The 26,571-nt window shown below is 58.8% G+C and carries 26 protein-coding genes and 1 pseudogene; 5 read left to right on the forward strand and 22 right to left on the reverse strand.

What is annotated here, in order from left to right; all coding sequences use genetic code 11:
- Positions 1 to 8 precede the first annotated feature (8 nt).
- The 3 genes and pseudogenes from ACOYW2_RS24085 to ACOYW2_RS24095 form a co-directional block, all read right to left on the reverse strand.
- Positions 9 to 3,578 (reverse strand): homocysteine S-methyltransferase family protein, encoded by a 3,570-nt coding sequence (locus ACOYW2_RS24085; protein WP_482768228.1) that lies wholly within the window; start codon positions 3,576 to 3,578, stop codon positions 9 to 11.
- A gap of 295 nt (positions 3,579 to 3,873) precedes the next feature.
- Positions 3,874 to 4,398, reverse strand: coding sequence for a class I SAM-dependent methyltransferase (locus ACOYW2_RS24090; RefSeq protein WP_482768229.1), 525 nt, complete (start codon positions 4,396 to 4,398; stop codon positions 3,874 to 3,876).
- Between the two features lie 20 nt (positions 4,399 to 4,418).
- A pseudogene (locus ACOYW2_RS24095) lies at positions 4,419 to 4,790 on the reverse strand (ArsR/SmtB family transcription factor); the annotation flags it as partial.
- A gap of 167 nt (positions 4,791 to 4,957) precedes the next feature.
- Here ACOYW2_RS24095 and ACOYW2_RS24100 point away from each other — a divergent pair.
- The gene (locus tag ACOYW2_RS24100; protein ID WP_482768230.1) at positions 4,958 to 5,245 is read left to right on the forward strand and encodes a DUF503 domain-containing protein; all 288 of its coding nucleotides are present in this window, start codon (positions 4,958 to 4,960) and stop codon (positions 5,243 to 5,245) included.
- On the opposite strand, the gene ACOYW2_RS24105 is transcribed toward ACOYW2_RS24100, so the two are convergent.
- The 3 genes from ACOYW2_RS24105 to ACOYW2_RS24115 all read right to left on the reverse strand — a co-directional run bounded on the left by ACOYW2_RS24105 (position 5,242) and on the right by ACOYW2_RS24115 (position 9,403).
- Positions 5,242 to 6,894 (reverse strand): ArnT family glycosyltransferase, encoded by a 1,653-nt coding sequence (locus ACOYW2_RS24105; protein WP_482768231.1) that lies wholly within the window; start codon positions 6,892 to 6,894, stop codon positions 5,242 to 5,244. The genes ACOYW2_RS24100 and ACOYW2_RS24105 overlap by 4 nt on opposite strands.
- 560 nt (positions 6,895 to 7,454) lie before the next feature.
- Complete coding sequence (locus ACOYW2_RS24110) at positions 7,455 to 7,754, reverse strand: hypothetical protein (RefSeq protein WP_482768232.1); 300 nt, start codon at positions 7,752 to 7,754, stop codon at positions 7,455 to 7,457.
- Positions 7,755 to 8,257: 503 nt separating this feature from the next.
- Positions 8,258 to 9,403 carry a DUF362 domain-containing protein gene (locus ACOYW2_RS24115; protein WP_482768233.1) on the reverse strand — a complete coding sequence of 382 codons (1,146 nt, stop codon included), beginning with the start codon at positions 9,401 to 9,403 and terminating at the stop codon, positions 8,258 to 8,260.
- Between the two features lie 173 nt (positions 9,404 to 9,576).
- Here ACOYW2_RS24115 and ACOYW2_RS24120 point away from each other — a divergent pair, with 173 nt between their 5' ends.
- Positions 9,577 to 10,254 carry a YkgJ family cysteine cluster protein gene (locus ACOYW2_RS24120; RefSeq protein ID WP_482768234.1) on the forward strand — a complete coding sequence of 226 codons (678 nt, stop codon included), beginning with the start codon at positions 9,577 to 9,579 and terminating at the stop codon, positions 10,252 to 10,254.
- A gap of 115 nt (positions 10,255 to 10,369) precedes the next feature.
- Here ACOYW2_RS24120 and ACOYW2_RS24125 read toward each other — a convergent pair whose 3' ends face one another.
- The 4 genes from ACOYW2_RS24125 to ACOYW2_RS24140 form a co-directional block, all read right to left on the reverse strand.
- Complete coding sequence (locus ACOYW2_RS24125) at positions 10,370 to 10,885, reverse strand: nitroreductase family protein (protein WP_482420315.1); 516 nt, start codon at positions 10,883 to 10,885, stop codon at positions 10,370 to 10,372.
- Positions 10,886 to 10,993: 108 nt separating this feature from the next.
- Positions 10,994 to 11,287, reverse strand: a complete 294-nt coding sequence (locus tag ACOYW2_RS24130; RefSeq protein WP_482420316.1) for a putative quinol monooxygenase — start codon at positions 11,285 to 11,287, stop codon at positions 10,994 to 10,996.
- A 350-nt stretch (positions 11,288 to 11,637) separates the two neighbouring features.
- Complete coding sequence (locus ACOYW2_RS24135; RefSeq protein ID WP_482768235.1) at positions 11,638 to 12,741, reverse strand: NADH:flavin oxidoreductase; 1,104 nt, start codon at positions 12,739 to 12,741, stop codon at positions 11,638 to 11,640.
- Between the two features lie 199 nt (positions 12,742 to 12,940).
- Positions 12,941 to 13,291, reverse strand: a complete 351-nt coding sequence (locus ACOYW2_RS24140) for an ArsR/SmtB family transcription factor (protein ID WP_482420318.1) — start codon at positions 13,289 to 13,291, stop codon at positions 12,941 to 12,943.
- 508 nt (positions 13,292 to 13,799) lie between these two features.
- On the opposite strand from ACOYW2_RS24140, the gene ACOYW2_RS24145 reads away from it, so the two are divergent.
- Positions 13,800 to 14,477 (forward strand): zinc ribbon domain-containing protein, encoded by a 678-nt coding sequence (locus ACOYW2_RS24145; RefSeq protein WP_482768236.1) that lies wholly within the window; start codon positions 13,800 to 13,802, stop codon positions 14,475 to 14,477.
- A gap of 212 nt (positions 14,478 to 14,689) precedes the next feature.
- On the opposite strand, the gene ACOYW2_RS24150 is transcribed toward ACOYW2_RS24145, so the two are convergent.
- Positions 14,690 to 15,340, reverse strand: coding sequence for a hypothetical protein (locus tag ACOYW2_RS24150; protein WP_482768237.1), 651 nt, complete (start codon positions 15,338 to 15,340; stop codon positions 14,690 to 14,692).
- A 167-nt stretch (positions 15,341 to 15,507) separates the two neighbouring features.
- Here ACOYW2_RS24150 and ACOYW2_RS24155 point away from each other — a divergent pair, with 167 nt between their 5' ends.
- Positions 15,508 to 15,873, forward strand: a complete 366-nt coding sequence (locus ACOYW2_RS24155) for a hypothetical protein (RefSeq protein ID WP_482768238.1) — start codon at positions 15,508 to 15,510, stop codon at positions 15,871 to 15,873.
- Positions 15,867 to 16,607, forward strand: coding sequence for an AAA family ATPase (locus ACOYW2_RS24160; RefSeq protein WP_482768239.1), 741 nt, complete (start codon positions 15,867 to 15,869; stop codon positions 16,605 to 16,607). The genes ACOYW2_RS24155 and ACOYW2_RS24160 overlap by 7 nt, the downstream gene beginning before the upstream one ends.
- Positions 16,608 to 16,614: 7 nt before the next feature.
- Here ACOYW2_RS24160 and ACOYW2_RS24165 read toward each other — a convergent pair whose 3' ends face one another.
- The 11 genes from ACOYW2_RS24165 to ACOYW2_RS24215 all read right to left on the reverse strand — a co-directional run bounded on the left by ACOYW2_RS24165 (position 16,615) and on the right by ACOYW2_RS24215 (position 26,495).
- A complete protein-coding gene (locus tag ACOYW2_RS24165) occupies positions 16,615 to 17,136 on the reverse strand; it encodes a type I restriction enzyme HsdR N-terminal domain-containing protein (protein WP_180137828.1) in 522 nt (173 codons plus the stop codon).
- A gap of 608 nt (positions 17,137 to 17,744) precedes the next feature.
- Entirely contained in the window at positions 17,745 to 18,965 is a 1,221-nt protein-coding gene (gene gpmI, locus ACOYW2_RS24170) for a 2,3-bisphosphoglycerate-independent phosphoglycerate mutase (protein ID WP_482768240.1), read from the reverse strand.
- A gap of 6 nt (positions 18,966 to 18,971) precedes the next feature.
- Entirely contained in the window at positions 18,972 to 19,271 is a 300-nt protein-coding gene (locus tag ACOYW2_RS24175; protein WP_482768241.1) for a hypothetical protein, read from the reverse strand.
- Positions 19,272 to 19,762: 491 nt separating this feature from the next.
- Positions 19,763 to 20,119 carry a ribosome silencing factor gene (gene rsfS, locus ACOYW2_RS24180; protein ID WP_180137830.1) on the reverse strand — a complete coding sequence of 119 codons (357 nt, stop codon included), beginning with the start codon at positions 20,117 to 20,119 and terminating at the stop codon, positions 19,763 to 19,765.
- Positions 20,116 to 20,805, reverse strand: a complete 690-nt coding sequence (gene nadD, locus ACOYW2_RS24185) for a nicotinate (nicotinamide) nucleotide adenylyltransferase (RefSeq protein ID WP_482418398.1) — start codon at positions 20,803 to 20,805, stop codon at positions 20,116 to 20,118. Before nadD ends, rsfS begins: the two co-directional genes overlap by 4 nt.
- A gap of 55 nt (positions 20,806 to 20,860) precedes the next feature.
- Entirely contained in the window at positions 20,861 to 22,117 is a 1,257-nt protein-coding gene (locus ACOYW2_RS24190) for a glutamate-5-semialdehyde dehydrogenase (protein WP_482768242.1), read from the reverse strand.
- A 68-nt stretch (positions 22,118 to 22,185) separates the two neighbouring features.
- The gene (gene proB / locus ACOYW2_RS24195) at positions 22,186 to 23,325 is read right to left on the reverse strand and encodes a glutamate 5-kinase (RefSeq protein WP_482420326.1); all 1,140 of its coding nucleotides are present in this window, start codon (positions 23,323 to 23,325) and stop codon (positions 22,186 to 22,188) included.
- 222 nt (positions 23,326 to 23,547) lie between these two features.
- Positions 23,548 to 24,555 (reverse strand): GTPase ObgE, encoded by a 1,008-nt coding sequence (obgE, locus tag ACOYW2_RS24200; protein ID WP_482768243.1) that lies wholly within the window; start codon positions 24,553 to 24,555, stop codon positions 23,548 to 23,550.
- Positions 24,552 to 24,806 carry a 50S ribosomal protein L27 gene (gene rpmA, locus ACOYW2_RS24205; RefSeq protein ID WP_180137841.1) on the reverse strand — a complete coding sequence of 85 codons (255 nt, stop codon included), beginning with the start codon at positions 24,804 to 24,806 and terminating at the stop codon, positions 24,552 to 24,554. The genes obgE and rpmA overlap by 4 nt, the downstream gene beginning before the upstream one ends.
- A gap of 154 nt (positions 24,807 to 24,960) precedes the next feature.
- The gene (gene rplU / locus ACOYW2_RS24210) at positions 24,961 to 25,272 is read right to left on the reverse strand and encodes a 50S ribosomal protein L21 (protein ID WP_180137843.1); all 312 of its coding nucleotides are present in this window, start codon (positions 25,270 to 25,272) and stop codon (positions 24,961 to 24,963) included.
- Positions 25,273 to 25,553: 281 nt separating this feature from the next.
- Positions 25,554 to 26,495: a divergent polysaccharide deacetylase family protein gene (locus tag ACOYW2_RS24215; RefSeq protein WP_482768244.1), complete on the reverse strand. Its 942-nt coding sequence runs from the start codon at positions 26,493 to 26,495 to the stop codon at positions 25,554 to 25,556.
- Between the last annotated feature and the right edge of the window lie 76 nt (positions 26,496 to 26,571).

Genomic DNA, 26,571 nt, shown 5'->3' on the forward strand with positions numbered 1-26,571 from the left:
TTTTGCCCTTAGAAATACTTCACCTCCGGGTGGAAACAGACGATGGCGGCGGTGGAGCTGGTGGGGTAGAAGCCGCCGGCGTCGGTGAGGACGGCGCCCAGGCTTTCGCCTCCCAGCAGGTCGAAAATCTGGCGGTTGGCTTCGATGTTCACACCGGGGTAACCGGGGCTGAAGCGCTTGCCGTTTCCGTTGGAAAAACCTGCCATCTTCTTGACCCGCTCATTGAGCAGGGCGGCGAAGTCTTCGGCCACGCGGTCGGCCACGCCCTGCAGGAGATGGGCGGAGGCGGATTCGTTGGCTTCCTGGAAGGCGTTCACCTGGGAGGCTGAGGCCTTTCCGGCTGTTGCCATCTGGAAACCCACCACGTCTGTGACGCCGTCTCCCACGGGACGGAAGTAGCGGGCCAGGCTCACCTTTTTGCCGTCCACGGCCATAGGGGGCATGGGAATGCGGCAGAGCTCCACGTCGTGGGCGTCGGGATCGTAGACGATGAGGTCGTCGCCCTCGCTGTTGCACGGGTAGAGGGCCACGCGTCCCTTGGGCACCACCCAGCCGTTTTCTCCGGCGTCCTTGATCCAGGCATCGATCTCGGCATCGGCGGCCTCGTCGGTGAGCCCACGTTCCAGGCGCTTGCTGCGGCTCCCTTCCCGCCAGTTCAGGGCCAGCAGGGATTTTCGGTTCAGGGGAATGTCCTCCACCTTGGGTGAAAAGGTGATGGTGCCATGGCAGATGGAGTCGCTGAGCCCTTCAAAGGAGATCCCCAGGGCGGGCAACTCTTCGGGTGCTGCCTTGGGCTTTCCGCCCAGGGCGGCTTTGAGGGCCTCGCCGTTGGCCTCGATAAAGGCGTCGCGATCATCGGAGCAAAGGTGTTCCATGACGTTGACGCAGGTCATGGAGGAGTCGCAGTAGAAGACGTCTTTCCTCATGGCCTCGGGGTTCTCGTCCCCTGCCATGGCCACGGAGGCCGCGTGCTTCATGTTCACGGGAGCGCCCCCGATGAGAATGGGAAGATCCAGCCCGGCTTCTTTGGCCATGGCCGCCACGGTGATCATGTGGCCTGCGGTCTGGACCAGAAGGGAGCTCATGCCGATGGCGTCGGCATTCTCCCGCTTGGCGGTCTCGATGAAATCCGCCAGGGGAACCTGGACCCCCAGGTCGATGACCCGGTAGCCGTAGTTTTCCAGCAGGGTGCGGGTGAGGTCCTTGCCGATGCTGTGAACATCCTGGAACACGGTGCCCAGAACCAGGGTTCCTTTGTAGGAGACCGCGCCCCCTTCGGAGGTGCCCAGAACCGCTTCGATATAGGTCATCACCTGCTTCATGACGTCGGCGGACTTGAGCAGGTGGGGCAGGGAGACCTCGCCCCGGGCAAACCGGGCTCCCAGCTCTTCCATGGCTGCCATGAGGTGGCCGGAGATGAAGTCGATGGGCTCGATGGTCTTCAGGGCCTCGGCGGCCTGAACCACCACGGCGTCCTTGTAGGCAAACTCGGCACCGCGAACCTCCAGGGTGCCGGGCCGGGCTTCGCGAACCCCGTCCTTGATGCGCTCACACACCGCCTCTTCTGCGGGCAGGTCGTCGTAGTTCTTCTTCTTCACCTTGCGCAGGCCACTTTTGGCTTCGGCCACCTCTTCCAGCTCGGCATAGGCGTCCATATCCCGCTTGAGGATAATGGCAAGGGCCAGGTCGTAGTCCTTTTTATCGATGCTCTCCACGGGCACGTAGTGGTTGGGGTTGACGATGGCCGCGTCCAGACCGAGCTTTTTGCCTTCGTCCAGAAACACCGAGGTCAGCACCATGCGCATGTAGGGCTTCTTGGCCAGTCCGTTGGTGAGGTTGCTCACCCCGATGGTGGTCTTGAGACCGGGTGCCAGGGCCTTGATCTTCGGGATAGAGTTGAGGGACTCCATGGCGAAGTTGAGCCCCTCTTCGGATTCGGAGCCGATGGGGAAGGCGTTGATGTCCACAAAGAGCTGGCGGGGAGCGATGCCGTAAGTGCCGCACACATCGGCCATGGCCTTGGCAATGCGCACCTTTTCGTCCGCCTTCTGGGCCGGGCCGGTATCGTCGGCACAGAGGCCGATGTACAGGGGCGAATGAAAGGCCGTGGTTTTCAAAATCTGTTCGGCTTTGCTGATGCCGCCTTCCACGCTCTCCATGGAGATGGAGTTGATCAACGGGCGTCCCGGATAGGCCTTCACCCCTTCTGCCAGGGCCTCGGGATCAAAGGAGTCGATGCTCATGACGCCCCGGAAGTCGCCGGTCATGGCCTGGATCACCTCGGGCAGCACCTCGGCGGTGTCCACCACGTTGGAGTCCATGCAGACGTCGAGAACCGAAGTCCCCAGATCTTCAATCTGCTCCCGCACCACCTCGGCCAGGGCGTCCACGTCCATGGGGCCTTCGCTCTCCACGGCGTCCCTTACCTTTTTGGAGCCGCGCACGTTGAGCCGCTCGCCGATGCGGAGAAACTCTCCCTCTTTGATGGCCACGCTCTCCTGGGGACCGGAGAGGCGCAGGAGGCCGTCGGGCTGCCGCCGGGCAGGGGCCACACCCTTGAGGCGCTCGGAGACAGCACGGATGTGGTCCGGGCTGGTGCCGCAGCAGCCGCCCACCATGTTTACCCCGTACCGGGTGACGAATTTTTCCAGCTGATCGGCAAAAAGGTCCGGCCCCAGCTTATAAACGGTGCGGCCGAACTCGGACTCGGGCATGCCCGCGTTGGGAAGCACGGAGATGGGAATGTCCTGGGTCTCGGACAGCTTCTTGATGGTGGGTTCCATCAAATCCGGGCCGATGGAGCAGTTGATGCCGAACACATCCACACCGCAGGCGGCAAGGGTGGTGGAGGCCGCCACGATCTCCGTGTTGAAGATCTGCATGCGGGAGAATTCGTTCACCGTCACCTGGGCCATGAGGGGCAGGCGAACGCCCTTCTCATCCATGGCCTTCTTGGCTCCGGCCACGGCCGCTTTCAGCTCCAGGATATCCTGCTGGGTCTCCAAAAGGAGGATGTCCACTCCACCGTCGATGAGGGCCGTGACCTGATGGAAAAAGTTCTCCTCGATGAGCTCCCAGGTGCCCCGCTTGAGATCGGCGTCCGTGGGAGAGAGCACGTAGTTGGACGGGCCGATGGACCCCACCACGTACAGGGGGCGGCCGTCGTAATCGGCATCGGCCTTGTGGGCATCCACCGCCCGACGGGCCACAGCCGCTGCCGCAAGGCTCATCTCCCGGGCCATCTCATGGGAGGAGAGGGAAGCCAGGTCCACACCCTCGGGCACGCCACGAAACGCCGTGGTGTCAAGGTCCATGAAATCGTACTCCTCAAGGCGCAGGGCGCTGGCACCAAAGGTGTTGGTCTCAATGGCATGGGCCCCGGCCCGCAAATACTGCAGGTGAATGTCCATTAAATCATCGGGCCGGGAAAAACTGAGCAGGTCGCTCAGCATCACATACGACTCCCCCCCGAAATCCGCAGGGGTGAGCCCCAACTGCTGAATCATGGTCCCCATGGCGCCGTCCAGGAACACCACGTTGTCCTTCACATACCGCAAAAATTCTTCGTGCTTCGTCATCGTCAATCACACCTTCGTATGTAAATCGTATCCATAAAATCTGTAAAACCGAAAAGCGTTTGCCTCCGGCGGCCCTGCCGGGGGCCAAACTTTTAAAAAGTTTGACAAACAGGTTTTAAGCGTCATTTCAATCTATTCGAGTGCCATCGTGTACCGGCTTTTCTCAGATTCCCAAATCCGTCAGCACATGCTCCGTCCCTGAGGAACGAAGGGACGGCGGGCGTGTGCGATCCTAGGGGTGGCCCAGGGGATTTATCCCCTGGACGCGAACCGGGGGGCAAGCTTTTCCTGCCACTCATTGCCACACGGCGCAGGCTTGAACGGCCCGGAAGCGTTCGCTGCGTGAGGGGGGAAGGGTCTCCAGGGAGGTTATCCGAAAACCTGCTTCTTCCATCATGGACTCCAGGTCGGTGGCGGCGAACCCCAGGTGGAGGTGGCCCAGCTTGTCCGTGACCCAGGCTTCGTCGTGGGGCAGAAGCTCCATGAGGATCAGGCGCCCCCCGGCTTTGAGAAGCCGTGCCGCCACCTGGAGGCCCACCATGGGGTCGGGCAGGTGGTGGAGGGTCTGGGAGAGGACAGCCACGTCGCAGCAGCTGTCCGGCAGGTCCAGGGTCGTCATGTCCCCTTCCAGGAACCGCACGTTGGTAAGCCCGACGCGCTCGGCGTGGGCCCGTGCCGCAGACAGGGCCGAACCACTGATGTCCACGCCCACCACTTCGTCGCAGGCCCGGGCCAGTTCCGCGGTGAGGATCCCGCCGCCGCACCCCAGGTCCACGGCCCGCTCCATGGGAGGCAGGAGGGTGATCCGATTGCGGTGCAAGGAGCCGTCATGACTCACGAGGAGCCGGGCGGCTTCGTGAGAATGGGGGTGTCGCCCTCCCGCGCTTCCAGCACGTCGGCCAGGCGCACCAGGTCGTGGCGGCTGTCCTCGGTGCTGCGGACCCGGTCCATGAGCAGAGCCCAGAGGGGTCGCCCCTCTTCCGGCACCTCGCCCTCTTCCGAGAGGCGATAGAAGGTTTTCAGCCCTTCCCGGCGCTCCCGCACCAGACCGGCTTTCTTGAGGGTCCCCACCTGCTTGGAGACCCCGGACTGGGCCAGTCCGAGAATCGTCGTCAGCTCGGTGACGTTCAAAGGGGTCTCAGACAGGAGCCGCAGCACGCGAAGCCGGGTTTCATCGGCCACGATCCGCAACAGGGAAGCCATCTCTTTCATCCGTTTGCTCCGTTGTCAGTTAATATCACCACATTCGAATACAGTGATAAACCCTTATCTGTCAATGATTTTTCTTTGGATTGAAAGGCGGGCTGTGGTACCCAATGAGCAGTGAGGAAAAAGGAAAAGAACGCACACCCACCAGCACAGACCCAGGGGAGGCCACCATGGTTGTGGGCGTACTGAAATTGCAGTTTCAGCTGTTCGGGGTTACCAGCCTCAAGGAGAAACGAAAGGTGGTGAAGGGCATCGTCGGCCGCATCCGGAGCCAGTTTGACGCTGCTGCCGCAGAAACGGGCCTGAACGACCTCCACCAGAGCGCCGAGGTGGGCGTCACCATCGTGGGCAACGACGCCCACCTCATCAACTCCCGTCTGGACAAGATCGTGGATGCGGTGGAAGCGTGGGGGCTTGCCGTTCTTTCAGGTTCGGAGATGGAGATTATTCATATCTAAGGTTTCAACGCAAACACATACACCCCCCGACTCTGGTACAGCAGCCGGGTCCTGGTCTTCAGAAACCGGTCAAAGCCCTCGGCTTCACCAGGCCGTCCGTCTTCCGTGAGGTGTGGCCAGACAATGGACATGTTGATCACCAGGTGAGTGATCCCCTTTGCCCTCAAATAACCAACCATCTCATCGGCAGACCGAAGGGCCGTCCCCCGGTTCAACAACCCTCTCAAATGCCCCCCGCTGTCCGGCACATAGGGGATATCGCAGTAGTAGCCACGCTTTCCCAGGTAGATAAAATAGAGCAGGTCCGTCGGGACCAGGGCCTGATTGACGAACCGAAAGGCATCATGTTCCGCGCGATACCGGGCCACATAGCTGTCCCGGTCCACCTCCCCCGCCAGATAAGGCAGGGGGTTGACGTAGCGGTACAGGTAGGCGGCGTAGGCTCCGTTCACAAAAAGGCCGTAGACCACAAACAGGGCCAGGCAGGCCAGCCCCACCCGTCGCACCATGGGCCGTGCCGCCTGCCCCAGGGTATCCATCGACAGTTTCAGCCCGTACACGGCCAGCAGCACCAAGTGGGGCACCACAGGCACCAGGTACCGCACCCTCACCGCCGTCAGGCAGATGGCCAGGCCAATATAGATCCAGGAGATAAACAGGAGGCAACCCACATCGCTGCGCCAGGCATCGGGCATGCGTCGCCAGAGAAAAACCAGAGGGACAAAAAGAAAGAGCAGGGGTGAAAACTGCCCGTCAAAGAGCCGAGAGTTGCCATCCTGTCCCTGAAAAAAAAGCCTCACGGGTAGCAGGGCCAGGTCCAGGGAGGATTCGTCATAGATCAACCGCCGTACCTGAAGCGGGTGCATGCGCCCAGGCCCCTTTTCCTTCGGCGAGGCAGAGGCCTTCACAGCCACCACCGGGGCCTTTGGCGGAGGCTCAAACAGTGCCTTCCTCACCTTCTGTACCGTGCCGTTGTACAGGGGGTAGATGGGATTGCCCGTCCACACCGTGTTACGGATCCCCGTGGGCCCGTAAGCCAGCAGGGCCGCCACCACAAACAGGGCGGCAAGACCGATGGCCCTGACATCCCGGTGCGCCTCCTTGGGCACGGTTCGGCTCACCATCAGGGGTACCAGGGCAGACAGGATCATGAGAACCAGCAGCCCGTTGTACTTTACCCCCAGCCCAAGGCCGCAGAGCACCCCGGCCCAGGCCACCCCCTTCCACCCGGAGAAGCCGTTTTCACGGCACCGGAAAAGGGCCAGGGTCGCCGCCAGGGAGAAAAAAGCCAACCCCAGGTCCACGTACACCGTTGTGGAAAGCTTCATGATGACAGGCGTGGTCAAAAACAAAAAAGCCCCGGCCAGCCCCCAGGGGCCGCCCAGGGCCTTGCGCAGGTACCGGTACAAGAGCACGGCCGTGCCCAGGCCAAAGGCAAAATGGATAAACTTGGGCAGGATGTCGCTGCCCAGGGCCAGGCTTGCCCAGTAAAGAACATCCAGGTTCATGGGATAGTACGCCCACTCCATGGTGGGGATCTCCACCATGCCCCCGGCTTTAAGATAGAGCTTGGGCACCGCCAGGTGATGCACCAGGGCATCCCGGCTCACTGGGGGCACCAGGCACAACAGCGCGATAAACCCCACCACACAAGCCAACCCCGCCCACAACCCTCTACTCAGTACCCGACTCCTCTGCAAATTGCATCTCCCTTCATGTTTACAACCCCTTCTAATGGTCAAACTCACCGGATAAAGCATGCCTCCGGCGGCGAGGTGGAGCCACCTCGAAAGCATATTGCCCTTGCGCTTTGTCCCTCGTTCCTCGGGCCAAAGCGCAAGGGCCTTCGGCTCGGGCTTCGCCCGACATAAACGCTGATGGTTTATGCCAGCTGCTTTACAAGCTTCGAAGTCACAGAATACGCATCCATCATTTTGCTTCTTAGCAGGTTTCACCGCACTGCCACCAGTGGCAGGGTGGGGCACCTTTTAACCCTATGGTGAATGCATGAAGGTCGCTGTTATACGGATGCTCACAGGGCATTCGCGTGATGTGTGACATGGGGCAACGGCTTATTCTGGAGAGGCCCATTTCATTCTTCTGGAAACACGACAAAGGACATTTGAAGTTCGTTTGACTTTAAGCGTATTGCCTCCGGCAGGGTCGCCGGAGGCTTTTTTGAACTACGTAGTGGCACGCAAAAATAGGCTCATTCGATGGCCTGATCATCCGGCCCCGTGGTTTCGATCAACTCGATGCGGTACCACCGCTCCCCGATCTTGATGGGGGAGTGCTTCTCGATCTCCTCCACGGAGCCCCAAGGGTCTGCCAGCTTTGCCTGGTATGTCTCATGCTGGTACGCGACATAGGCTGCCCCGCCCATCAGAACGGCCCCTGAAAAGATCACCAGGGCTATGAGCTTAAGCATCTTCCGGGGCGGGTCGCACACAACAGCCACCACCCCGCCGAAAAAAAGAATCAGCCCGACGGCGGTCAGGAACATCACCATGGTCTGTCCTCCTTTATGACAAACGCCAAAAGAGCGGGTATCGTGTTTCCTGAAACATGAAATGGGCCTCTTCTGTAGAGACGTTGTCGAACGTCATCCTTCACGCGAATGCCCCTAAGGACAGCCTGCCATAGGGTTTCAAGGTGCCCCACCTTGCCGCCGGAGACTGCCATGTTAAAGATGCCTCCGGCGGCCCTGCCGGGGGCCAAACTTTTGAAAAGTTTGACAAACAGGCTTTGCTCAATTTCACAGAAGCTTTCGCAACCTGGGGTCCAGGGGATCATCACCTAGCCGCCGGAGGCAGGCTTTTCCTGGCCACTTTAACCATCAGCGTTTATGTCGGGCGTAGCCCGAGCCGAAGGCCATTGCGTTTTGCCCTGAGGAACGAAGGGCAAAACGCAATGGCAATATGCTTTCGAGGTGGCTCACCTCGCCGCCGGAGGCTGCTTTTCCACCGTCTTTAGCCATAGAAGACGTTCCATATTCACGTTCACATCTGAATCTTACCCTTTAAGCTTCAGCCCTTTGGACTCCAGCTTCACCAGCTCATAGTCCCTGGATCCCAGGCCGAGTTCTTCGGCGTGGGCCAGTTGGAGGGGCCAGTCCACATGGGGGTGGAGGCCCTTGAACTTGTCATCGCCGGGGGCGGTGTTGGTTTTCAGGCAGGAGCCCGGGTTGGCGGCCTGGGCGTTGACAAGATCCACGCAGGCCTGGTCGATGGCCACGGGGTCTGTGGAGGCGAGGATGCCGATATTGGGGACAATGGGCACGTCGCTGTGGCCGATGCAATCGCACAAAGGCGACACATCGGTGATGAAGCTGACAAAAAGGGTTTTCCCTTCTTTGCCTACCAGGGCGGCCTTGGCGTACTCCATCATGATTTCGAGGAAGGAGGGCACCGACTGGTTCCACTGGATCTGCACGGCACCCGTGGGGCAGACGATGATGCAGTCTCCGCAGCCGATGCAGGTCTCGGGGTTGATGATCGCTTTTTTCTTGCCGTCGATCTCTTCCAGGGCAATGGCTTCCACCGGGCAGTGGCTGGCGCACATGCCGCAGCCGATGCACTTCTTCCGCTTCACCTTGGGGCTCACCGTGGAGTGCTGGGCCAGCTTCCCGCGCCGGGAGGCACACCCCATGCCCAGATTCTTCAGGGCTCCACCAAACCCGGAGAGTTCATGCCCTTTAAAATGGGAGAGCACCATCAGGGCGTCGGCGTGGTGAATATCCGCTCCCACATAGGCGGTCTCCACATGCTTGCCGTTCACAACCACCTCTTCGTCGCTGTGGCCCCTGAGCCCGTCTGCGATAATCACCGGCGCTCCCACCACGGAGTAGGCGAACCCGTTCTCCACGGCGGTGTTCAGGTGGGACGGGGTATCGCTCCGGGTGCCTGCATAGAGGGTGTTGGTGTCGGTGAGAAAGGGGGAGGCCCCGGTCTCCTTGATCTTGTCGATGATTTTTCGCACGAACACGGGATTGATAAAGGCGGTGTTGCCCTTTTCGCCGAAGTGAATCTTTACCGCGGTGAGCTCGCGGTCGGCGCATACGGTGTCAAGGCCTGCTGTCTCGACCAGGCGACCGATCTTCTCGGGAAGGCTTTCCTGGAAGGTGGCGCGCAGGTCAATGTGATAGACGGTGGAAGCCATGGGATCTCCTTTTTCGTTGCATCATCGGATAAGAACCTGTAGGTCGGGGATGGCTAAACCATCACTATGCCACATGCCATACACCGCTTCAAGTAAGAGAACGGGATGTTTCAACACGGGATTCGGCCTGCCCGGCCGCACCGGAACACCCGTGCAACAGGAGGATGTTTTTCATGGATGCCCGGCTGAAGACCCTCGACATTATCTATTCGGTCCACGAGGCCCGAATGGCCGACAATAACCTCGCCTGCGCCAAAGGCTGTGCCACCTGCTGTACACGAAACGTCACCCTCACCACCCTGGAAGGACGGCGTCTCTTTGACTGGATCAACCGGGAAGCCCCCCATCTCATGGAGCGGGTCAGACAGGAGGCCGAAAAGCCCCGACAGATTCCAACGTACACCATCAACGGTCTCACCGACATGTGCATGGCCGGTGAAGAGGTCCCTGAAGAGCCCAGCGATCCGGGCTGGGGAGCCTGCCCCCTTCTCTCCGAAGAGGGCCTCTGCCAGGCCTACGAGGCCCGCCCCTTTGCCTGTCGGAGCATGGTCTCCCAGAGCCGCTGCGAAACCGGAGGTTTTGCCGAAATGGACGAGATGACCCTCACCGTCAACAACGTGCTCATGCAGTACATTGAACACACTGACGACAAAGGCATCACCGGCAACCTCACCGACATTCTCCTGCTTCTGGAAAACGAAGACAACCGCACAGCACACGAGATCGAAACCCTGACGCCACCAAACGAGGCCTTCGTTGCCAACCGGCCGGCCCAGGTCCTCATGGTGCCGCCTCCCCACCGCGATGCCGTGGGAGCCATGATGCAGGAAATCCAAACCCGGAAGGGATAGGTTTCCAGGTGGGGTCTCTCACAAAACGCTGCTCAAGCATCGCCCACAATGGCCTCCGGCAGGGCCGCCGGAGGCAACCGAATGGTTCACGCGTTGGCCCTGATTGGGCCACGCATCAGCCTTGCCACGTCTCCCTGTGCACTCTCCCCTTATCAAACCGCGATTCGGATTTGGGCTCATGTGCCGGTTCTCCGACGGGAATAAAGGCCAAGGGCACGATGTGCTCGGGCAGCGCAAAAAGCTTGCGAAAACCATCAACCCGTTCTTCCAAGGGGTAAACCCCGGTCCAGACAGCCCCCAGCCCTTCGGCATGAACGGCGAGGAGCAGGTTTTGCACTGCCGCGGAGCAATCCTGCACCCAGAAGCCGGGGTATTTTTCGAGGGAAAGATCCCCACAGACCAAGATGCCCACCGGTGCATTCCCGGACATGCCGGCGTAGGGGTTGATCTCCTTGATTTTGGAGAGGGTCTCTTTTTCTCTGACCACCACAAACTGCCAAGGCTGGGCGTTGCCTGCGGAAGGGGCCATCATGGCCGCCTCGAGGAGGCGGGTAACCTGCTCATCCGAGACAGGTGAACCGGTATATTTTCGTACACTTCTGCGATAAAAAATGGCGTCTTGAATATCCATACTGCGTCAATCCTTTTCGGCGTCATAAAACGCCTGGGTTGGAAACCAACTCTTTTCTAAAAGCCGGCATAGGGGATCATTACCCCGTTACGTTTTAATGATGATCCTCTAAGAGAGGATGTCCAACACCTTGATGTCGGCGGGGCCTTCCAGGAGCGTCCCCGCTCTGTCACCAAAGGAAGTCATGTGGGGTTGAGCAAGGTGCTGCTCAAGACGTTCCCTGCTCTCCCACCGCTCGTAAAAAATAAACACCGAGCGGTCATCTGCCCCCTGGTGCAAGTCGTACGAGAGACACCCCTCGTCTTTTCTGCTGGGGGAAACGAGTTCTCCCAACGCCTCTCCAAGGTCTTTCTCTCGGCCTGATTTTGCTTTTAGTACGGCAACTACCGCGATGTGATTCATGTTCCCATCCTTCGTTTGTTATAAGTCTTCAGTTCAGGCAAGCCCCCACCCACCTTGCCGCCGGAGTTATGCCGGTTAAAGTCAAGCACGTTTCAAGTGCTCTGCATGGTGTTTTCAAAAGAATAAAACGGGCCTTTCCTGCAAAAAGGCTGCCCCATATCATACATCACGCGAATCCCCCGAGAGCGATGGCAGAATGGCAATAAGCTTTCGAGGTGGCTCACCTCACCGCCGGAGGCTTGCTTTTGCTCCCGACTTTAACCATAAGAAGGCTTACGTCTGTTCACACCAGATGATATGTCACCCCGCCCCAAGCAACCCGTTCGGTTCCCTCTCTTCGATGGGGCTTGTTATCGGGACGATCGATCCAGAATGCAGACATTCCCATCTTTGCCCCAGCACTTATTGCAGGCGATACACCGTGGTTTACTCAGATCGCCCTGTTGCCATCGGTTCACAAGGCCTGGTTCGGAAAGCAGGGGTCGTGACAGGGAAAAATAGCCGATTTGGCTTGTATTCAGTATATCTTCCAGCTTTTCTGGTGTTCGATGGCCCCCAACGGAAATGACCGAAACGTTCACGTGCTGGGCAATTTTTGCGGTTTTTTCAGCAAAATAGGATTGGTTGGATGGTTTTAGTACCCCGGTACGAGCGGGACCGGCATTGGGGTAATCGTTGACATCCAGGTTTCCGCCGCTGAACTCAATGCCGGTAATCCCTCTTTTTTCAAGCTCTTTCGCCACTACCAAGCTCTCCTCCATGGTGAGGCCGTTCTCGTCCCAGTCATCGGAGCAGTGCATCTTGATAAACACAGGATAGTCGGCTCCCACTTCCTTGCGGACAGCCTCAAGGATTTCATAGATAATCCTGCTTCGGTTTTCTATGGAGCCACCGTATTCATCCTGCCTGCGATTGAAATAAGGGGAGAGGAACTGGCTTAAAAGATAGGTATGGGCCCCGTGGATCTGAACCCCGTCAAACCCTCCGGCTTTAGCCCGCCTTGCCCCCTGGGCAAAGGCCTCAATCACGGTGCGGATCGTTGCCTTCGTCATTTCAGTGGGAGTGACCTGATAAAGGGGGTGGGGGACTGCCGAGGGCCCCCAGATCTCCCGGCCCTCGGGCTTGAAATCGGTGGCAGATCCCCCGTAGACGATCTGCAGAATGATGTTGGCCCCCTCCGCCTTGATTTTTTGGGTGAATGCCCGGTATTCGGGAACAAAGGTATCATCATAAATGCCCAGCATCCCGGGGTTGGGCTGCTCCCCCTCAAGCACGAAGGCGTAGCCGGTGATGATGGTTCCCACGCCTCCGCGGGCCAAATCCAGGTACACCTGCTCCAGGTCCTTGGTCAAGTGGCCCTTCTCATCTGCCATGTTCATCCAGGTGGCGGAACGCCAGAGGCGATTTTTCAAGGTCATGGACCCAATATGGGTCGTATCGAACAGAGTTTTCATAAGGTTTCCTGTATTCATATTCATTAATTGAGATATCGATAATTCTCGATGTACTACGTTAAAAAAATACATTGGGACAAACCCAATGCGTCGTGTTTAAGAAAGATACCCGTAACAGGATATTAATTAATCGGGATATTGATAATTTTCGATATGCTTGTTTGCAAAAAACCAACGTCTGCAAGAAAGCTGGTATCCATTAAAGATCTGCTATATAATCAGATAATTCTTTGAGGGTTTCTTCATTTCGCCGGTAGTAGGTCCATTGACCGATCCGCTGGCTGGAGAGCAACCCCGCCTGTTTCATCAGAGCCAAGTAATGTGACACCGTTGATTGGTTCACCCCTGCCTTTTCCTGGATCGCCCCAACACACACATACCCTTTCCCCTGTTCTTCGTCCGGTAGATGGAGCATCGGAGGGAAATGGGTGTCAGGATCTTTCAGCCAAGAGAGAATTCGAACTCTCACTGGATTGGCAAGAGACTTGAAAATTTCATTTGTATCCATAGAATCTAAATATCGCGTTATTTCGATATGGTCAAGATCCAAAAAAATCTCCGGCATACCGACCGGACCCAAGCGCTTAAAAATATGACAAACAGGGCTTTCGAAAACGGTTCCTTCATGCCACGCATCCCGCGAAGGCCTCGATAACTATAGGGGACCGCCTTCCTCCATGCAATTTCCAAATGATTTCAGGGAGCCCACAAGCAAACGACATGAACCAGTGGCAGGCTCAATATCCCCCTTCAAGTTCTGGCCGGCTCCGATTTTTGGTCTGGCAGGCTTTTCGTTTGACTGTTTCGCTACCCGTGACATACCCTGCACAAGAGGGTCGTTTATGATTATCAGATTAACGAGCGGCAACGATTTCAAAATTCGAGCCCAGACAGAATAATCCGAATCTACCCCGTCAAAGATGTGGCCCAGCTATTGACAAACAGCCATTGGGAGTTACTATTTGAGCTGATCAGATTCATCAAAAAAAATGATGCACCTGTAGGAAACAGCAGGCCCGGACGATACATAAGAGAAAAAGCGAGAAAGGGAGAACGTGATGAACATCGAAACCCGCGAAGAAGCTCTGGAAAGGGTCCTGGCACTTGAAAAACCCAAGTGCCCTCACTGCAATCAGGAGATGCAAATCTGGGAAGTGCCCCAAATTACCTGCGGGGACGGCCTTGGCTGGGGAGAGCCCTTTCTCTTTATCTGTTTCAACGACGAATGCCCGCTCTTCAAGGGGGGCTGGGACGAACTCATGGAGCAGGTGGGCCAGGTCTCTTCCTACCGCTGCATGAACTATCCCGGCACGGACAATTTCGAGCTTCTGCCCGTATTCAGCCACATGGGCGGGGAAGGCCAGATCATCACCGACGAGTCCATGGCCCAGCAGGCAGCCCAGGAGCAGGCCATCAAGTCCGGCTTCTCCATCCTCGCCGACTGCTATGTGAACCACGACCTGGTCCAGCTCCTCAAGATGACCCTGGACCCCTCCGAACCCGGCAGGGTTCGCCTCAAGGCCGCTGAGATGCTCGGCGACCTCGCCGACACCGAGGCCATCGACCCCTTACGCAACACCAAGTTCGGCATGGCCAAGCTCCAGGACGCCGTCAACGAGGCCATCAAGAAAATCCACGAGCGCTGCTTCACGCGGGAGTGCCCCTTCTGCGCAGAAATCATCAAAAAGCAGGCCAAAATCTGCAAGCACTGCAACAAAGAGGTGGCAGGCCAGTAAGCGGCCCTTTACGCCCTGCCCCCACTCAAACCATACGCCATTGCATCAACAAAAAAAGCCCCTCTGCACAGACGATGTGCCGAGGGGCTTTTTGTTTGCAGGATGAAAGGGCTTCGGTTTGCCTTTGCCTCCGGCGGTCCCACCTGAGGCCTCCCTTTTCCCCATAACCTATTTTCCTATCCCCTATCACCTATTACCTATTACCTAATTTCCTATTTTCCCGGCCAGCAAAAGAGCTCCGGCATGGTGTTCTCGGGTATGGGCCCGGGCAAGATGATTGTCCCCAAGCCGTCTCCGCCCCCCACCTCGGCCCCGAGGCCGGCGGCGAATCGACGCACGGAAGCAGCCAACAGGCAGGCGTCCAGCATGTCCTTGGGCCCTGGGGCGAACTGGGAAAAGTCGAGGGTGAGGCGCATGTCGGTGTTGCCCTGAAAAAGGGTGTAGATGGCCGAGGGAAAGGCTTCGTGGGTGGCGGCTATGGGGTCCAGGGCCTGGAACAGGGAAAAACCGACTTTCATCCACTCCGGTGCCGCATCAAAGGTGGGGGTCCATTGGGGCCTGCCCAGGCCCAGGGCGCTGATCACCACCTCGCAGTGGCGGCCGTATCCCCTGTCCCGAGGGGTCTTTGGGCGCCACTCTCCCCTGGAACGCTCCCAGTACCAGGGCCGGGGCTCGGTGAGGGGTACCCTGCAGGCGTCGATGGCCACATGCAGGGCGTGGCCGTCAAAACGACGCGGCAGCTCTTCTTTCATCCAAAGCGCATCCCGGAACCACCCGGAGTCCACGATGACACCCTCATCATCGGAGACGGCGTAGCAACAGGGCCGTTTCACCTGCACATCAATCCCCACAAATCGTGCCATGGATTTTCCTCCCCATGTGTCAGAGACCGTAAACAGAGCCGCCCGACGGCATGTGCCCCGAACCCGGATATTTCACGCCATTGACATCAAATACAGTCAGATATACATTACACATAAAGTGTTACGCATCATGCGTAACACATTGTGCGTATCATAACGGAGGCATCATGGAGAACCCTTTTCATTTCACCGGCATCGCCAGCGCCCCCTCGTTCTGCAACCGGGCCAAAGAGTGCTCGGACCTGACGCACTACATCCGCAACTCCCAGAACGTGCTCCTCTACTCCCACAGGCGCTTCGGAAAAACATCCCTCCTGCACAAGGTCCTCGGAGAGTTGGACGGCGTCACCCCGTACTACATCGATCTGTACGGCACCACCACCGTGGAGGAGTTTATCACCTCCGTGGTCCAGTCCCTGACGCGAAGCCTCTCCCCCATTGAGCGGACCATGACCTGGCTGCGGGAAAGAGTGCCGCCCCACCCTTCCACCTCCAGTTCAGCCTGGACCCGGTCAACGGCCTGCCCGTGGTGAGCCCCTCTTTCCACGGTGGCGACCAGGGCCCTGTGCTCACGGAGCTCTTCCAGCTGATCCACAGCCTCTCGGAAAAAGAGCGGCTCGTGGTGGCGTTCGATGAATTCCAGGAGGTCACGGCCTACGGGGACCCGGCCTTTGAAAAGAAACTCCGAAAAGAGATCCAGGGGCATGGACGCATCGCCTACATCTTCTCAGGAAGCCAGCGCCACCTTCTCTCATCCATGTTCAGCGATACCAACCGCGCGTTCTACAAACTCGCCGCCAGCTACCCCCTGCCCAAAATCAGCACGGACCACTTTCTCACCTGGGCAAACGAGCTATTTCAAAAGGGTAAAAAAAACATACCGGACACCGTCATCCGGGAGGTGGTGGAGCGCTGCGAAAACCACCCCATGTATGTTCAGGAATTTCTCTACCACCTCTGGGAAGAGGGTCTCGGAAACCTGGGGCTGGATGCCCTGGAAGCCACCATTCTGGAGAGGCGGGCCATCGAGTTCATCAACCTCTTCAAAGCCATGACCCCCAACCAGAAAAAGGCCGTGAAACTCGTGGCCCAATGCCAGGGGAAAAAGCTCTTCTCATCCCAGAACCTTCAACGCGTGGGCTTCACAACGCCCTCCCAGGCCACCAGGGCCCTCAACTCCCTCCTCACCCGGGACGAGGTGGTCCACAACGGATCCTGGTCCATTGCAGACCCCCTTTTCAAACGGTGGATCCTGAGGCTGAGGTAACGCCGCCTTAACGGTTGATGTTCATGGAGTCGTAGGAGCGAAAGACAATGCGGGCGCGGTCCAGCTCTTTGGGGGCAAGGGGCTCGGAAGGGGCAGCAGCGATCTCAGCGGCCCGGGCAGGGGTGGGAATGGCGCTCAGGCCCTCGCCCACCTGCTTGCGGGTGAGGGTGTCGAAAACCAGGGCGGTGTTGCCGTCGGAGACCACGGCCAGGGGAACGGGGACGTCAAAGGCGATACGGGCAGCAGAGACCGCCTCTTTTTCCCGGGAGCCCAGGGAACCTGCCGCGCACTTGATCACCATCACAGGGGTCTCCCCCACGCGGACCACAAGGTCCAGCTTGGTTTTCCAAGGCTCTCCGGCAGCGATGAACTCAAGCTTCCGATCCACCTCCACGGCATCCTTCTCATAACCAAGTACCTCCACCAGATACTGCTCCACCTGCTGGCGATTGAGCTCGGCCCCCACCAGGGGAACCCTGTTGCCGGTGATGAAATCCTTCATGAACTCGAGATCTGTCAGAAACGCCATGGTCCTCTCCTTCCTGTTTTAATATGCGAAACAAGGAATTTACCCCTGCCAATGGAAAGCTGCAAGAAAAAAACCAACAACATGCCTCCGGCGGCCAGGTGGGGCACCTGGAAACCCTATGGCGAATGCATGGAGGCAACCATGATGCAATCGCCACAGGGGCATTCGCGTGATGTGTGACATAAGGCAACCGTCTTTGCAGGAGAGGCCCACTTCATTCTTCTGGAACCACAATGAAAGGCATTTGGCTGGACGATTTCGCATAGACACGGGCGCAGCCCGTCAGCAAATGTGACGAACCGGAGGAACAAAGGGACGGAGCCTTTGTGCCCCTGTAGTCCCTGCCCGCCGGAGGCAGTGCGGTTAAATCCACAATGGACAAGTGGCAACAACGTATCCTGTTCGGTCGAAGCTTGTGAACCGGCCCGCGTAAACCGTCGGCGTTTATGTCGGGCGAAGCCCGAGCCGAAGGCGCGTACGCATTTTTCTGAGGAACGAAGGAAAATGCGTACGCGCAATCAGCTTTCGAGGTGGCTCCACCTCGCCGCCGGAGGCACGCTTTTTGAATCGGCTTTAACCATAGGAGGCAATTTTTAGCTTATTTAGCCCTACCTGATCAGGGACTCACCGGTCATGGCATCGGGCTTGGCAAGGCCCATGAGGTCCAGGAGGGTGGGAGCGACATCGGCGAGTTTGCCGGGTTTCAGGGTGGCGCTGTTGCCGGTTCCGTCCACGAGGATCAGGGGAACGGGGTTGAGGGTGTGGGCGGTGTGGGCCCCGCCGTTTCCGTCGGTCATCTGCTCGGAGTTCCCGTGGTCTGCGGTGACCAGCAGGGCCCCGCCCTTGGCCTTGAAGGCTTCGACCACGCGGCCCACGCAGGCGTCAACGGTCTCCACGGCTTTGACGGCGGCTTCGATGATGCCGGTGTGGCCCACCATGTCCATGTTGGCGAAGTTCACCACAATGAGCTTGTGGTCCTTTTCTTCGATCTGACGGATGAGCTCGTCGGCCACGGCCACGGCGCTCATCTCGGGGATGAGGTCGTAGGTGGGGAACTCCCGGGGCGAGGGAATGAGGCAGCGCTCTTCCTGGTCAAAGGGGCTCTCCTCCCCGCCGTTGAAGAAGTAGGTGACGTGGGCGTATTTTTCGGTCTCGGCGATGCGCAGCTGGGGAAGGCCAGCCTTGCTTACCACCTCACCCAGGATGGCCTCATGGTGCTGGGGCCCGAAGGCCATGGGCAGCCCGAAACTCTCTTCGTAGAGGGACATGCAGACATAGGAGGCCAGGGCGGGCTTGATTTTTCGGGAAAAGCCGTCAAATGCGTCCACGGTCATGGCCCGGGTGATCTGGCGGGCGCGGTCCGCTCGGAAGTTGAAGAAGATCACGGCGTCGCCGTCGGTGATGGTGCCCCCGTCGGTTCCCAGGCTCACGGGCTTGACGAACTCATCGGTCTCCCCACGGTCGTAGGCGTGGGCCACTGCCTCCGCTGCATGGGTTTCAGCCATGCCCTCGCCTTCGGTGTTGAGGCGGTAGGCTGCTTCGGTGCGCTCCCAGCGGGTGTCCCGGTCCATGGCGTAGAACCGGCCGCAGAGGGTGGCAATGCGCGTGTTGGGAAAGTCTGACAGAAAGGCTTCCAGGGTTTCAATATAGCCCTTTCCGCTGTCCGGCGGGGTATCCCTGCCGTCGAGGATGGCGTGAATCCGCACGGACTCAATGCCCTTGTCACGAGCCATGCGTACGAGGGCCATGAGGTGGGTGAGCTGGCTGTGGACCCCGCCGTCGGAGACGAGCCCCATGAGGTGCAGGGTGGTGCCCTTTGCCTTCAGCATAGTAGGCTACGAACAGTACTCGTTGTCGTAGAAGCTGCCGTCCTCAATGGCCCGGTCGATGCGCAGGAGGGTCTGGTACACAACGCGCCCGGCCCCGAGGTTGAGGTGTCCCACCTCGGAGTTGCCCATGATCCCTTCAGGAAGCCCCACAGCCTCTCCGGCACAGGCCAGGGTGGTGGTGGGACAATTCGCCGCAAGGGCGTCCAGATTCGGAGTCTTTGCCAGTGCCACGGCATTTCCCTCGGCATCGTCCCGAAGGCCCCAGCCGTCCAGTATCATCAACATGCAGGGTCGTACAGTCGTCAATGGTCTCTCCTTTTTTCGATCGCAATTCAGCAAGGCCGGTAAAAGCCTGCCTCCGGCGGCCAGGGGATTTTTAGCCTAAGTGGCTTCGCCACCCCTGGACCCCAGGTTGCGAAAGCCCTCCCCCTTCGTTCCTCAGGGGAAGAGCTTCCGCGAAGATTTTCGTCAAATTGAGCAAAACCTGTTTGTGAAACCCAAGGCATCTAAATTGGCAAAAGTTTGGCCCCCGGCAGGGCCGCCGGAGGCGTCTTTAACCTGGTTGCCTCCGGCGGCGAGGGTGGCAAAGCCACAGTAGTGAAAACACCTCGAAAACTGATTGCCCTTGCACTGTGGCCTTCCGGCTGGGCTTCGCCCGATTCGTAAGCTGCAGGTTATTCAGGCGTCGTCAGGTGATGGTGATGGCAGGCCCATGACCTATGTCCTATCAACCTGCGTTTCTCCCAAACGCAAAAAGGGTGCCCGCAGGCACCCTTTTTAACCGGTCACGCCATGGGCTACTCGATGCCCTCGTGGTCGATAACCACGGCATCTGCCCAGAGCCCGTCGAGATCGTAGTAATCGCGGGTCTCTTCATAGAACACGTGGACGATAACGTCCCCGTAATCGAGGAGCACCCAGGAGCCTTCATCGAGGCCATCCACGGTAATGGGCTTGATCTCCTCTTTCTTCAGTTCGACTTTGATGTACTCACCGATGGCGGCCGCCTGCCGTGTGGAGCGGGCGCTGGCCAGGATGAAGACGTCGGTGTAGGAGGTGAGCTTACGCACGTCCAGCACCTTGATATGTTCTGCTTTTCGACCCTTCACCGCCTTGATGATGGAGACGAGTCGGGGATCCAGCTCTTGGGTCATCTGTATAATCCTTTATCTTCGATATATCGGAGAACTTCCGGGTGGAGCAGATCCGTCGGACGGTCTCCCTGTTCAATGCATGTTCGGACATCCGTGGAGGACAAGGGCGACACCAGGGTCACCGAGAGGGGTACGATCCCGCACAAGGTCGGATGCACGAAGCGCTTTTGCGCCGGGTCCCAGGCGTATCCGGAATCGATACGGTCCGTCAGGTAGCTCTGCAGCTCTCCGACGGGCAGGTCGCCGTGGGGAGTCCCGGGGCGGTTCACCACAATAATCCCGGCCATGGAGAGAATCAGCTTCTCATCCCGCCAGGTGTGAAAATCAAAAAAGGCGTCCACCCCCATGGTGAGGTAGAGCTCCGATTCCGGGCCCACCTCCTGCCGCAGGGTGCGCAGGGTGTCCACGGTAAACGAGGTGCCCTTGCGCTTCAGCTCCACGTCCGAGAGCACCACGGGCAGCCCGGCCATGGCCATCTTCAGCATGGCCATGCGATGCTCGGCTGAAACGATCTTTTTGCCCGGTTTGTGGGGCGGCACCGCCGCAGGCACCACATAGAGCCCATCGGGCTCCAGAAGCCTCAAAATCTCTTTGACCACATGGGTATGGGCCAGGTGAACCGGATTGAAGGTGCCACCGAAAACAACCACCTGGCCTGGCCTGCTCTGTTCGTTTGTCTCTTCCATTCCCACCAGACTAGTTCCCCACCGCTCTCTCGGGGTAATCGCACCCCCGGGGCTTTCAGCCCCTGATCTGACCGTCTCCGTAGACCACGAATTTTCGGCTTGTCAGCTCTTCGAGCCCCATGGGGCCGAAGGCGTGGAGCTTGGAGGTGCTGATGCCGATCTCAGCGCCCAGGCCCAGCTCGCCCCCGTCGTTGAACCGGGTGGAAGCGTTGACCATGACCGCAGACGAATCGGCACCCTGGACAAACCGTTTGGCCGTCTCCTCGTTTTTGGTCACGATGGCCTCGGTGTGGCCGGAGTTGTACGCCGCGATGTGGTCCAGAGCATCGTCCACGCTGTCCACCACCTTCACGGCCAGGGTGAGGTTCAGGTACTCGGCGGGCCAGTCGGATTCCACGGCCTCTTCGGCCCAGGCCAGCTGCTTGCGGGTTTCAGGGCACCCTTTGAGGGTAACCCCGGCCTCTTTAAAGGCCTCTCCCACCAGGGGCAGGAACGCGGACGCCACCTCTTTGTGAACGAGCATGGTTTCCATGGCGTTGCAGACACCGGGTCGCTGCACCTTGGCGTTGACGCAGATGGCTTTGGCTTTTTCCAGGTCCGCCTCTTTGTCCACGTAAACGTGGCAGACCCCCTTGTAGTGCTTGAGCACGGGAATCAGAGAGTTGGCTGTCACAAACCGGATCAGGCCTTCCCCGCCCCGGGGGATCATGACGTCAATGAAATCTTCCTGCTTGAGCAGGATGTTCACCGCCTCGCGATCCCGCATGGGGATAAGCTGCACAACCTCTTTAGGCAGGTCGTTCTCCGTAAGGGCATCGGCAATGCATTCGGCAAGGACCGTGTTGGAATGAAACGCCTCGGAGCCTCCCCGCAAAATAATGGCGTTGCCCGCCTTCAGGCAGAGCCCGGCCGCGTCGATGGTGACGTTGGGGCGGGACTCGTAGATCATGCCGATGACCCCCAGGGGAATGCGCACCCGCGACACCTTGATGCCGCTGGGTCGCTCCTCGGTGGAGGTAACTTCCCCAACGGGATCGGCCAGGTCCGCCACCTCACGAAGGCCCCCTGCCATGGAGGCAATGGTGCCATCCGTGATGGTAAGCCGGTCGATCATGGCCGGGGACAGGCCCATCTCCCGGGCCCGTTCGATGTCTTTCCTGTTTTCCGCCTGGATGGCGTCCGCCCGGGTTTCAATCTTCTCTGCAATGGAAAAAAGGACACGGTTTTTCTGGTCCGTGGTGGCTGCGGCCACGTCACGGGCCGCTTTTTTCGCCTTCCTGGCCATCTCAACAATAGTCGCTTCTACACTCATGGGTCTGTCACTCCCTGGTCAGATGAAAGAGGATGAAATGGATGCTTCCTTCGTATCCGGAACCGCCCTTAAGGGGCCGCCACCGTGACCACCAGGTTGTCCCGGTGAATCACCTCATCGTATTCCTTGGATCCCAGGCGCTCGGCAATCTGGTCGGTCTTCAGCCCTTTGATGGCCTGGATGTCCTCGGCGTTAAAATTGGTCAGCCCACGCCCCAGCTCGTTTCCCCGAGCGTCGCACACGGCCACGGCCGCGCCCACGTCAAAGCTTCCGGAGACATTGAGAATACCGCTGGGCAAAAGGCTTTTTCCACGTTCCACAAGGGCCTTGACCGCTCCGTCGTCCACGGTGACCTCGCCAAAGGTCTGAGAGGTGAAGCCGATCCACCGTTTCCGGCTCCCCAGCTTGTCGGCGCGGGGCACGAAAAAAGTTCCCTGGGCCACGCCCTGGAACAGATCGGTGAGGACCTTGGGCCGGGAGCCGCAAGCGATGACCATGGGAACCCCCGAGGCCATGCTCTTTTTCGCCGCCTCGATCTTGGTCCACATGCCGCCGGTGCCCATGACGCCGGGCCGCCCCTTGGCAGAGGCTTCAATGGCCGGTGTGATCTTGTCCACGATCTCAAGGCGTTTGGCATCCGGGTTGGTTCGGGGATCGCCGTCGTACAGGCCGTCGATATCGGTGAGGTTGATGAGCAGGTCCGCGTCCAGAAGAAGGGCGATCATGGCCGAGAGATTGTCGTTGTCGCCGAAACGGATCTCGTCGGTTACCACGGTGTCGTTTTCATTGATAATGGGAATCACCCCCCAGGCAAGAAGGGTATTGAGGGTGTTCCGTGCGTTGAGGTAGCGCCCCCTGTGGGAGAGGTCGTTGCGCGTGAGAAGAACCTGGGCCACCTTGAGACCGGCCTCGGCAAAACGCAGCTCGTACTCAAGGATAAGCCCTGCCTGGCCCACGGCGGCCGCCGCCTGTTTCTCAGGCATGCTGGCGGGCCTGCGCCCCAGGGCCACCTTGGCGACCCCTGCGGCCACGGCACCGGAGGAGACGAGGATCATTTCGCGTCCCCCCTGGCTCAGGGCAGCCATCTGGCGGCTGATGGAGGCCACCACGTTGTGGTTGATCCCCCCGTCAAAGGAGAGGACCCCGCTGCCCACTTTCACCACCACCCGACGGGCGTGGTCAAAAAGTCGTTTCTGGTCTTTATCCATGAGATAGCCTCGCAAAACGTCAAACAGGCCATATCGCGTTGCGATATGCGATGATTCAGGTCCTCGGTACAGCACATGGCCATATTGCGAGGCGCTCTGGCGGTGACGAATCACGAACGCATCGTCCACGGGGGTCTCGCAAAAGAATCGAACAAGCCAAGGCAACCGGGCCGTCGAAACGACAAAAACGGCATGAGACAGACGGCGCGCTAAGCGCCGGTCTTACTCATCCCGTTCGGTGCCGTTGACCGCCTGGTTCAACTTCGCCTTAAGGGTGTCCACCCCTTGGGTCGACGCCGCTGAAATACGAAGGACAGGCGTGTCTCCCAATGCCTTTTCAAAGGCATCGGCGTTCTCCTCCGCCCCGGTGATGTCCAGCTTGTTGAGAACCACAAGCTGTTCCCTCTCCTTGAGTGTGTCGCTGAAGAGAAAAAGCTCCCGGTTGATGGCATCATACTGGGCCAGGGGATTGTCCGGGTCGATGGCTGAGGCATCAATGAGGTGCACCAGCATACGCGTGCGTTCAATGTGCTTGAGAAACGTCGTTCCCAAGCCCACGCCTTCATGGGCCCCTTCGATGAGGCCGGGAATGTCGGCCACGGCAAAGGGTTCACCCCACTCATGCTGAACCATACCGATGCTGGGGGTCAGGGTGCAAAGGGTAGTCGGCCGTTTTGGGCGGGCCGACGGATATGAGACTCGAATGAGGGTCGACTTTCCGGCATTGGGGAACCCGACGATCCCCACATCCGCAAGCAGTTTCAGCTCGAGGTGGATGGTCAGGGCTTCGCCCTCTTCGCCGGTCTGAGCAAAACGGGGGGCTCGGTTGCGCGACGTGGTAAACCGTTTGTTTCCGCGCCCCCCCTGACCGCCCTTGGCGATCACAAAGCGTTCACCGGGGTTCACGAAGTCATGAATGATCTCCCCGGTTTCTGCATTGCTGACCACCGTGCCGGCAGGGAGATATACAACGATATCTTTACCGTTTTTGCCGTGTCGGTTGGCACCCATGCCGTAGCCGCCGTTGTCGGCTTTGATCAGGCGCTTGTGCCTGAACTCGTACAGGGTGCGCGTGTTGATCGTGGCTTCGAGAACCACGTCACCGCCGTCGCCGCCATCTCCGCCGTCGGGGCCTCCGAATTCGATGAACTTCTCTCGTCGAAAGCTGACGCAGCCCCTGCCTCCGTTACCGGATTGAACAGTGATGGTTGCTTCGTCTATGAATTTCACGCGGCATATACACTGACTTTTTTGCGGCTGCGACCCATGCGCTCATACTTGACCACACCGTCGATGGTGGCAAAGAGGGTGAAGTCTTTGCCAAGGCCGACGTTATTGCCGGGGTGGATGGAGGTGCCAACCTGACGAACAAGGATGTTGCCGGATTTAACCGCCTCGCCACCGTACTTCTTGATCCCGCGTCGCTGCGCGTTACTGTCGCGACCGTTTTTGGTACTGCCGCCAGCTTTTTTATGTGCCATTTCGAATACTCCTTAAAGCCGTGTAGGTGTCTGTATGGAGGTGCTGCCGCTAAAAAAACCCAATGCCCACCGCAAGGGGAGGGCACCTCTGTTGTTCACTGATTTTTCTGCCGGCATCACGTCCTGCGGAAGCTCCGCACGCGGAGCGGCCGACTTACGCCTTGATCGTGTTGATTTTAACGGCGGTATAGGGCTGACGATGGCCCTGCATCTTGCGATACCGCTTGCGGCGCTTGTACTTGAATACAAGAACCTTCTTGGACTTGTCCTGCTCGACGATGGTGCCGGTCACTTCGGCTCCCTCGAGAACGGGTGCTCCCAGGGCAACATCGGTGCCGTCGGAGGTCATCAGGACCTGATCGAAGGTCACGGTGGATCCGACGTCCCCGGCGAGCTTCTCAACTCGCAGGATCTCGCCTTCCTGAACCTTATATTGCTTGCCGCCCGTAGCAACTACAGCATACATAGTTTATTCTCCCAATTGTGCTTTCTAACTTGAGCCTCTGGATCAAAAAAACCCAACCATTCTAAAAACCTTAAGCGATTTGTCAAGAAATATTTTGCATTTTTCGCGTAAGGGTAGCCCTCACCCGTGAAAATGCCGACAAATCCGGGGTTCCGTTGTGGGTCTCACATGTTGTGGGCTGTCATAACCGGCCCACGCGGGACCATGATCACATCATGGTCAATCCCCTACAATACCACGGCAAAAAAAAAATTCAACCCAAAGCTTTCCTGCTCACGGAATCACGGTTGCGCCACCAGGGCTGACGGGCGCACCAGGGTCACCCTTCGGTGAATCTCCGGCATCATTTCGGCAAGAACCGTGCAGGTGACCTTATGGGGATGGCCGATGCCCACGGCGCTGCCGTGCTTCTCGGCAATGGTCAGCATCTTCTTCACCTGACGCACCACAGCCTCACGGGACTGGACATGGTCCAGAAAGACGTCCCGCTCGGCAAAGGGTACCTGCATAAGGCGGGCCGCCGAACGGCTCACCGTCTTAGCCGATGTGCGGCTGTCGATGAAGTAGAGCCCCTTCTGCTTTAAAAGGGTCATCACCTGGTACATCTGCGGAGACAGGGAGGTGAGCCGCGAACCCATGTGGTTGTTCACCCCCTTGACCCCGGGGTAGGCCGTGAGGTTCGCCTCCAGGGTCTGGAGCAGCTGGTCCGGGTCCATGGCCTCGAAAAGCGCCCCGGGACCGGGATCCACCCTGGGATATTCGTTGGGCTCCATGGGCTGGTGAAGCATAAGCTCCAGCCCCTTTTTCCGGGCCACTCCGGCAATGTCCTTGCCGTGGGGGCTGCCGGGAAGAATGGAGAGAGTGATATTCGGGTCCAGGGCCATGAGGTCATAGGCCGCAGGCTCGCTGTACCCGATGTCGTCGATGATCAGGACAAGGGTCGGCTTGTGGGGCGCCGGCGGTACCACCGGACGATCCTTGCGGTGGGGCACGGCGTGCTTTTCAAAGACCTCGTACTGGGGGGGGATGGTGGCAAGGTCGGACTTGCGCACCGCCGCGTGCTTCTGGGGCACCATCCTGGGGGGCAGGTACTTTATCAGCAAAAGGCCTGACACCACCACGATACACGCCACAAGCGATATGGCAAAGGCCACCCGCCCGAATGAACTGCTGGAGGGCGCCTTTGCGCTCCCTTTTTTCTTCTTTTTTTTGGCCCCTGCCATGGTCTCCCTTTCCCGGTTCCGCTCGTGACGGCCACCCCACGGTGACGTTCGTTATCGACCCGACGGTCTTTATTTT

It is taken from the genome of Desulfoluna sp. CLI2B (assembly GCF_056847375.1).

Coding starts and splice junctions, on each gene's coding strand:
- ACOYW2_RS24085 (WP_482768228.1), bottom strand. CDS start 3,578: ATGACGAAGCACGAAGAATTTTTGCGGTATGTGAAGGACAACGTGGTG.
- ACOYW2_RS24100 (WP_482768230.1), top strand. CDS start 4,958: ATGGTTGTGGGCGTACTGAAATTGCAGTTTCAGCTGTTCGGGGTTACC.
- ACOYW2_RS24110 (WP_482768232.1), bottom strand. CDS start 7,754: ATGGTGATGTTCCTGACCGCCGTCGGGCTGATTCTTTTTTTCGGCGGG.
- ACOYW2_RS24115 (WP_482768233.1), bottom strand. CDS start 9,403: ATGGCTTCCACCGTCTATCACATTGACCTGCGCGCCACCTTCCAGGAA.
- ACOYW2_RS24120 (WP_482768234.1), top strand. CDS start 9,577: ATGGATGCCCGGCTGAAGACCCTCGACATTATCTATTCGGTCCACGAG.
- ACOYW2_RS24125 (WP_482420315.1), bottom strand. CDS start 10,885: ATGGATATTCAAGACGCCATTTTTTATCGCAGAAGTGTACGAAAATAT.
- ACOYW2_RS24130 (WP_482420316.1), bottom strand. CDS start 11,287: ATGAATCACATCGCGGTAGTTGCCGTACTAAAAGCAAAATCAGGCCGA.
- ACOYW2_RS24135 (WP_482768235.1), bottom strand. CDS start 12,741: ATGAAAACTCTGTTCGATACGACCCATATTGGGTCCATGACCTTGAAA.
- ACOYW2_RS24145 (WP_482768236.1), top strand. CDS start 13,800: ATGAACATCGAAACCCGCGAAGAAGCTCTGGAAAGGGTCCTGGCACTT.
- ACOYW2_RS24150 (WP_482768237.1), bottom strand. CDS start 15,340: ATGGCACGATTTGTGGGGATTGATGTGCAGGTGAAACGGCCCTGTTGC.
- ACOYW2_RS24155 (WP_482768238.1), top strand. CDS start 15,508: ATGGAGAACCCTTTTCATTTCACCGGCATCGCCAGCGCCCCCTCGTTC.
- ACOYW2_RS24165 (WP_180137828.1), bottom strand. CDS start 17,136: ATGGCGTTTCTGACAGATCTCGAGTTCATGAAGGATTTCATCACCGGC.
- gpmI (WP_482768240.1), bottom strand. CDS start 18,965: ATGCTGAAGGCAAAGGGCACCACCCTGCACCTCATGGGGCTCGTCTCC.
- rsfS (WP_180137830.1), bottom strand. CDS start 20,119: ATGACCCAAGAGCTGGATCCCCGACTCGTCTCCATCATCAAGGCGGTG.
- nadD (WP_482418398.1), bottom strand. CDS start 20,805: ATGGAAGAGACAAACGAACAGAGCAGGCCAGGCCAGGTGGTTGTTTTC.
- ACOYW2_RS24190 (WP_482768242.1), bottom strand. CDS start 22,117: ATGAGTGTAGAAGCGACTATTGTTGAGATGGCCAGGAAGGCGAAAAAA.
- proB (WP_482420326.1), bottom strand. CDS start 23,325: ATGGATAAAGACCAGAAACGACTTTTTGACCACGCCCGTCGGGTGGTG.
- rpmA (WP_180137841.1), bottom strand. CDS start 24,806: ATGGCACATAAAAAAGCTGGCGGCAGTACCAAAAACGGTCGCGACAGT.
- rplU (WP_180137843.1), bottom strand. CDS start 25,272: ATGTATGCTGTAGTTGCTACGGGCGGCAAGCAATATAAGGTTCAGGAA.
- ACOYW2_RS24215 (WP_482768244.1), bottom strand. CDS start 26,495: ATGGCAGGGGCCAAAAAAAAGAAGAAAAAAGGGAGCGCAAAGGCGCCC.